Origin of the sequence: Ochrobactrum sp. SFR4 (genome assembly GCF_019730395.1) — a bacterium.
In the GTDB taxonomy this organism is placed as follows: domain Bacteria; phylum Pseudomonadota; class Alphaproteobacteria; order Rhizobiales; family Rhizobiaceae; genus Pseudochrobactrum.
On record NZ_JAAPBB010000627.1, the window covers coordinates 1 to 292 of the forward strand.

The 292-nt window shown below is 65.4% G+C and carries 1 protein-coding gene; it reads right to left on the minus strand.

Going from position 1 to position 292, the window contains the following annotated elements; genetic code table 11:
* A partial coding sequence (locus HBA93_RS20560) for a DUF4158 domain-containing protein (RefSeq protein ID WP_221724508.1) occupies nt 1-292 on the minus strand: 292 nt, incomplete at both ends.

Sequence of the window (292 nt, forward strand, 5' to 3'; positions counted from 1 at the left end):
GAGCCCGGCTCGAACTGACGCAGCCACACGAAGCGGGTCACCCGATCGTCGGCCGTCTCCTCGAGCAATGCCAGCAACTGTTCCCGGATGGGCACGGACAGCCGACTGGCGATCCTCGTCTCGATCCGCCGCTCGGCATCGACCAGGGCCGTGGCGCAAAGCCGCTCGATCGTCGATGTTGCAGGAAGAACCGTGCGGGTGCGTCGGCACTCCGCCACGAAGCGACGGGCGATATCTTCGTTTGACACCGCCATCTCGGCTTCCCGAAACAGCCAATCCTTCAGCTCGCGCG